Annotated in this window: 8 protein-coding genes; all 8 read right to left on the bottom strand. The window is 41.3% G+C overall.

Annotated features, from left to right (window positions below; translation table 11 throughout):
• Positions 1-1,226 (bottom strand): caspase family protein (locus QUB11_RS28040; RefSeq protein ID WP_333392216.1); only part of this gene is annotated, 1,226 nt, incomplete at its 3' end.
• Positions 1,227-1,469: 243 nt separating this feature from the next.
• Positions 1,470-1,871: a hypothetical protein gene (locus tag QUB11_RS28035; RefSeq protein ID WP_333392215.1), complete on the bottom strand. Its 402-nt coding sequence runs from the start codon at positions 1,869-1,871 to the stop codon at positions 1,470-1,472.
• 455 nt (positions 1,872-2,326) lie between these two features.
• Positions 2,327-2,686, bottom strand: coding sequence for a hypothetical protein (locus QUB11_RS28030; RefSeq protein WP_333392214.1), 360 nt, complete (start codon positions 2,684-2,686; stop codon positions 2,327-2,329).
• A gap of 81 nt (positions 2,687-2,767) precedes the next feature.
• Entirely contained in the window at positions 2,768-3,019 is a 252-nt protein-coding gene (locus QUB11_RS28025) for a hypothetical protein (RefSeq protein WP_333392212.1), read from the bottom strand.
• A 42-nt stretch (positions 3,020-3,061) separates the two neighbouring features.
• Positions 3,062-3,388 (bottom strand): hypothetical protein, encoded by a 327-nt coding sequence (locus QUB11_RS28020; protein ID WP_333392210.1) that lies wholly within the window; start codon positions 3,386-3,388, stop codon positions 3,062-3,064.
• Between the two features lie 39 nt (positions 3,389-3,427).
• Positions 3,428-3,799, bottom strand: a complete 372-nt coding sequence (locus QUB11_RS28015; protein WP_333392208.1) for a hypothetical protein — start codon at positions 3,797-3,799, stop codon at positions 3,428-3,430.
• Positions 3,800-3,867: 68 nt separating this feature from the next.
• On the bottom strand, positions 3,868-4,095 hold the full coding sequence (locus tag QUB11_RS28010) for a hypothetical protein (RefSeq protein ID WP_333392206.1): 228 nt from the start codon (positions 4,093-4,095) through the stop codon (positions 3,868-3,870).
• A gap of 301 nt (positions 4,096-4,396) precedes the next feature.
• The gene (locus QUB11_RS28005; RefSeq protein ID WP_333392205.1) at positions 4,397-4,648 is read right to left on the bottom strand and encodes a hypothetical protein; all 252 of its coding nucleotides are present in this window, start codon (positions 4,646-4,648) and stop codon (positions 4,397-4,399) included.
• Positions 4,649-4,919 lie beyond the last annotated feature (271 nt).

The following is a 4,919-nucleotide window of genomic DNA, read 5'->3' as shown; positions in this document are numbered from 1 at the left end:
TATTGACGGTTTATTTCAGTCAATATAAGATTTTCAATCGTTTCTACATCTTCATCTCTGAGTCCTAAATCTTGCTGGCGTGTTTTCAAATTAGCGCGAGTTCGATCGCTGATAGGAAAATCGCGTTCAGCTTCTTGGCGAAACTCACCCTCATATTTCTGCAAATTGTCTTGGTATTGGCGGTCTCTTTCACCGAATATACGATTTTCAATCAGTGCTACATCTTCATCTCTAAGCCCTAAAATATGCTGAAAACGTTTCAAATTATAGCGAGTATTATCACTAACAGGAAACTCACTTTCAATTTGTTTACGGAACTGATTGTCATATTTCTGCAATCTTTCTTTATATATTCGGTAAGGTTCTAAAACTTCAGCCTCAATAGCAGTAGCAGCCTCAGTTGTTAGTTTCAGACTAGCTCGTAGCGCGTCTAATGTAGCGTGACCAAAAGGTATAATCTCTCCGCTGCCCTGTTTTGCCCAAAACTCAACTTCTTGACGATATTTGAGGTTCGGATCGTCAGTCGGTGCTTTAGCAAGTTGGATCTTATAGCCTTCTCTAATTGCATATATCTCCGGTTTCATTGCCGGAACAGATTCTTGAACTTTTTGTTTGGCATAGTCATGTAATTCATCAACACAAATCCAACCGTCTTGATCCCGATCTGCTGCACCAGTCTTCAGTCCCTCAACTATATAACGGGTGTAAGTATCGTCAAAACTATATTGGGTGGAAGTCGAAGATGTTAGAACAGCTCGCCCTTCTCCACCCAATTCGTTTCTGATATTCACAAAATCATTATTTTTAGCTATCATACCCTGGGCAAACGCACCGCTAAAGCAACAATCTAAAATCACTACTTGTCGCTTAGAATCGCTATTATTCATAATTCTATGCACAAAACTGGCTTCCACTGCTGTCGCTTGGAATCGTCTTTTCTCCGTGCTGGGAATCGCAAAGTAAAGATTGCCACTGTTATCCGTAATGCCATGACCAGAAAAATAAAGCAATACCACATCATCTCTTTGACAACCTGAAAACAAAGTTTCAATGGCTTTCCGCATTTCCTCTAGACTAGGATTCTCAAGAGTTCTCACATCAAAACCACCCATCTTTGGGTTCTGCAACACTCGTTGCATTGCTACTACATCTTGTCGAACTCCGGGTAATTGATTAAAACCATGTTGATACTCACTTACCCCTATCAGTAACGCGACTTTAGCCATTTATTTCATAACCCCTTTTGTTTTTACAATTTTTACCAATTCAACTGCTAATGATATTACTGCCCATCACTTTTGCTAACTACTAACTTAGCAATTACGCAAGTGTCGCAAACGTTATTGTTTAGGTCTGTAGTTGTGCTAAAGCGTTTTAGCGCAACTACGAATTGGCTTTTATCTGCCAATGAGATAAGTTTTATAGGTGTTAGTCATGGATTGGCTACTCAGGACTTAGTGTTTCTTACGCTATTTGGGATCTTCAGTCTCGTTGAGAAATTTTTCTGCCTTTTGCATGAGAGCCTCAATATCCTTCAAAGTGCTACCTTCCAAGCTTATTTCTGTACCTTGGGGGGTTTTGATTGTGAATTTAAGGGTTTTTCCACTCAGGCGACGGTGCACCCACGAGATTGCACTTATAATATTTTGGCTATTAACTTCAGCCATCAACATTCCCACTATAAAACCTTCAATTGACTTGGCATCTTTTGGGATATCTTCATCTTCAACTGCAACCCGATTCACTTTTTCAAATTCATCTAAGTCCTTCATCTGTTGCAGCAGAGTTACCGTTAGCCGATTTAGTTCCTCCTCTTCTAAGCCTGTAGTTGTCAAGTCAATGATGAATTGCACTGTGGATTCGTTTGTCATTCTTAACTCCCAAGCAGTTATTGTAGTTTTGTCTTATTTTTCATATACTCGTAATTTCACAAGGAGATCAGGATAAAATCGAAAATAACGTTTTTTTTGTCACTTCGTTGAGAGAGAACTGCGCTCGCAGGACTGCGGTGTGCAAGGAATGAGCGCCTGTCCCCGTGAAAACTGCTAGACTTAAAAGAGGAGAAATTTCTGAGGTTCACTGTGAAACTAGAGAATTTACTGTTATCCATAGAAATCCTTGACAGTGGTGGCGCTCACCTTTTTCGTCTATACTGCTACTGATGCTCGTTTGTCAGAAAGACTTCCCAGCCCAACACCCGAAGGGCAGATTGAAGTCAAACAATATCCCGCATACCGTTCGGCAACAGTTCGCTACGGTCGATCAGTTACAGTTTGTCACTTTCTCAGGAACCGAAACAATCCGCAATTCCTGTTCATAAGAGAAGCTAAACTCGGATAATGCGGATACGCTCGGCTGGCATCCGTTGAAGATTGGCAGTAACTCTGGGGCTTTTTCCGTCGCAAACGGCAAGCATGAAATCTGCTTCTGCACTCATGGCAATATCAGGCGTAGGATATTCACCAACATTGACGATCGGATATCCTAGATTCTCTTTGTTACCCGTTTGATAAACCGTCACCTTAGAATATTCTAAGAGAAACAAGAGTCCTAAAGCAATTTCATCAAAGTCACTAAAGTTTCCTATTAAGATTTCAGCCTTGATTCCAACTACTTTACAGATTTTTAAGCTGACTTGAGGAGGAATTATTTTTAGATTTTCGGGCCCTGTGAAAAATACTTTCATCTGTGGTATAATTAATTGTGTTTTCAGTTAAGTAATTGACTGTTACAAGCGCGATGTAACAGTCACTTTTTCTGCAAATTTTTAGATTCTTTTGAGAAGCATCGCAATCCGATCGTATCGATCGGCATAACAACCGCTATCAAAAATTCCAAAGTTCTTTTGAGAGTAGGTGATGCCGAGTACCGAGATAACGCAGTAATGGCGGTAGTAAGGGAATAATATTGAACCTAAATATGGCTCAATATATTCCGTCTCAAACAAAGCTTGAGTAGTCAGTTTTTCATACTGGATTTGGCTATTTTGCCCCAAAAAGTTTAAACTCTGAGTGTGCATAATTAACTATTAGTTAAAAAACTGCCACTCTACAGCGAAGCATTAACCTTTGCCACGACTGTAATAGTTCAATTCTTTCACTTCTGTGAGCCGATCGATTGACCACATCTGAGCTAAAAGTTTGCCAATTTCTTCGTAAGTTTCTGGATATCTAGCAGGTTCAAACCCTTGGGTTTTATCTGCAAGAGAACAGGTGTTACGGTAGTAGCGATAGAGTTGGTCTAAGTCCGGTGCAACATTGAGCCTGTCCCAACGTAACCGATTAGCTAATCTGAGAGCTGGTCTGTCATTGGGAATAGCATCAGGATGGATGAAAGAATAAGATTCGGAGCCGGCATTGTCAATTTTGTGAAGATAGGGTAGTGACATAGAAATTAAGAGAAAAAGTCACTACCCGACAGCGAAGCACTACTTAGTCCCACGACTGTAGTGATTTACTTTCCTCTCTTCTGTTTCTTGGTCGATTGACCACATTTTAGCCAAACGCCGACCAATTTCCTCGTATTGTTCTGTGCGATCGTTTCGATAGAACCCGTAACCTTCTCCTACATATTCTTCATCACAGGGGGGTGTTAAGAAAATGTAGCATTTGTGGTCGTAATAGCAGAAAAGCTCACCTAATTCCGGTTCAATATGCTTTCGTTCCCAGCGCAATTTGGCAGTTAACCTCCTAAAAAGTGATGGAAAATCTAATTTCGTGGAAGATTCCTTAGAATCACTAGAAGAATTTGAAGAAGGCTCAGGGAATTTTTCACTTTTTTTGGGAAATCGAATGGTCATGTTACTCCTTCTGAAATCTGATGATGTTGTAAAAAAAGAAACTCCAGAGAAGGCTCTGGAGTTTCAATCTAGAAATTGCTATCGGGAAACTCGATACAAAACTCGGATTCATTCAAAAACCAATCAATTTGTTGGTAAGCTTCGTTGAGAGCTTTAGCAAGAGAGGTTTTTGAGTCAACCAGCAGTACCGAGATGGGGTTGCGTTCAGGATCGAGTATTTCGGAGTTCCAGATGTTATTTTCTTTGGAACAGCGAACCCACAAGTTTTTATACTCGATCGAGAAGTTGGGAACCATAGACTTTGCCTCCAATGGCAAAACAACGCCCCCCCATTGCGAAGCACCCTAACGAGAAGTAACTGAAGGACGATTATATTCAGGGAGAATCTGACAGCCTTGCAAATCGATCGGAAACTCATTTTTATCCGTTCCTTTGCGATGTTTGGTTTTGTAGGGCAAAATCAGATTATCGCCCTTTGGCTGAAAGAGATTACCCTGAACATACTGGAACTGAAACTTACAGCGAAGCATGATGTTCTAATTTCTGTGGCTGCTGCCAGATTTGTTGGAACGATCGATCGCATCAGATATCTACTTTTCACATATTGCCGCAAGGACAGAACATTTTAAGGTCAGTCGCTGAATTAAAAATCCCCTCGGCTTCAGCCAGGGGAGTGTCAACTTTGCCGTCATGCGTGGTTCTGTCCCGGCTAAATCCATCGGACGGAAGCCAGTCTCGGCAAGAGAAACACCATTTCAAGCCGGATTGGGTTTTTTGCAGATATTCTTCAACAGAGATTCCTAGTTTGGCAGCAGCTACCTTGCAGCCACCGAATTTGGTTTGAGCCATAGGTTCTATCCTGGGTATCGGTTGATCGCTTTAGTCATCAGCCCTCAGTCATCAGTCATCAGTCATCAGTAAGGGCATTGGTCATTGATGGCGGTGACGGTGGCGGGTATTGATCGCATTGATTGATCGCAGTGGGGAAAGCATCGATCGCCCTGATTGAGAGCGATCGCATTGACTCAACACTTGCCAGCTTATGTATAGCCTTTCTCAGAAAGATGAGGTACAATAACAGCAGTGTGTAAACCAGTTAAAAATATTTGACGATGTAACT

The organism is Microcoleus sp. B6-A1 (assembly GCF_036705085.1).
Taxonomy (GTDB): Bacteria; Cyanobacteriota; Cyanobacteriia; order Cyanobacteriales; family Microcoleaceae; genus Microcoleus.
This window is presented reverse-complemented; position numbering and strand designations above follow the sequence as displayed.